Here is a 1,233-nt window from a genome sequence, read left to right as displayed (position 1 = left end):
GTGGTAGGGATCGCTAGACGGGTTCGGGGGCTACGGGTTTTTGGGCGGGTTACAGCGGGTTGGTCATGGCGCTTTGCTTTCGGATGTAGTGCCGCTGGCGGCAGTGCCATCCGTATTGCTCTCGTTGTTCTCGTCGGCCCTTGCCAGTTCCACCCTTGCCAGTTCCGCCAGTGCCGCGAGCGCCTGGGTGAAGCACTCCATCGGCGGCGTCACCAGGCCGGCCCCGACCTGCCCGGTCCCGGCCACCCGTCCGGCCATCCCGGTGTTGATCTGCGGCAGCACGCCGGTCCGCACGACCCGCCCCACCTCGATCCCGGTCGGCGTCCCGCGGAAGTCCAGGGTCGGCACCGTGAACGCGGGGTTCTCGGCCAGCGTGATCTCGTACATCAGCCGCGTGGTCGCCACCGCGCCGGCCGCCGTCCCCCCGACCAGCCGCGCGATCGCCGGTGCGGCCGCCATCGCGAACCCGCCGACCCCCGCGGTCTCGGTGATCGCCGAGTCCCCGATGTCCGGATTGGCGTCCTGCGGCCCGTACCCGGCCAGGAACAACCCCTCGGGCGTGTTCGCCGGCGCGGTGAACCACCGATCGCCGGTCCCCGAGGTCTGGATCCCGAAGTCGGTCCCGTTGCGCGCCATCACGGTCACCACCGTGCTCCCCGCGATCCCCGACGCCGCCCGCGCCGCCAGCTTGCACGCGGGCATCACGAGGTTGAGGAAGAAGTGATCGTTCCCTGACACGAAGCGCACCACCTCGGCCAGCTCCCGGCCGTCCTCCCCGTTCTCGATCAACGACGGCAGCAGCTCGCGCAGCAGCATGAGCGTCCCGGCCCGGTTCCGGTTGTGGCCCTCATCGCCCATGTGCAGCATCTGCGCGACGATCGCCTTCACATCCACCAGACCCCGCCGCCGCACCGCACGCTGCAACATCGGCCCCAGCACCCCGGCCATCCAGCGCAGCCGCTCGACCACCTCGGGCCCGAACGCCCCGTATCGCAGCACCTTGCCGAGGCCTTCGTTCAGGCTGCACCAGGAACTGCCGCCGCCGACCGGATCGCGGAGTTCGAGGAGCCACATGCCGGGGGAGACGACACCGGCCATCGGACCCACGCCTCCGCGGTGATGGCAGGGGGTCAGTTCGGGGGCGGTGCTCTCGCCGCCACGGCCCACGCTCCCGGCGTTCGTGCTTCCGCGACCGGCGTTCCCGCCGCCCCGGCCCACAGGGCCCACACGACC

The 1,233-nt window shown here is 71.3% G+C and carries 1 protein-coding gene; it reads right to left on the bottom strand.

Features of this window, described 5'->3' with window-relative positions:
- Positions 1-63: 63 nt before the first annotated feature.
- Complete coding sequence (locus IZR01_RS49215; RefSeq protein WP_323747329.1) at positions 64-1,167, bottom strand: YlbE family protein; 1,104 nt, start codon at positions 1,165-1,167, stop codon at positions 64-66.
- Positions 1,168-1,233: the final 66 nt, after the last annotated feature.

The sequence above is a fragment of the Catenulispora pinisilvae genome, assembly GCF_015356865.1.
GTDB classification, from domain to species: Bacteria; Actinomycetota; Actinomycetes; order Streptomycetales; family Catenulisporaceae; genus Catenulispora; species Catenulispora pinisilvae.
Note: the sequence above shows the minus strand (reverse complement) of the source record. Positions and strands in the feature narration are given on the sequence as shown.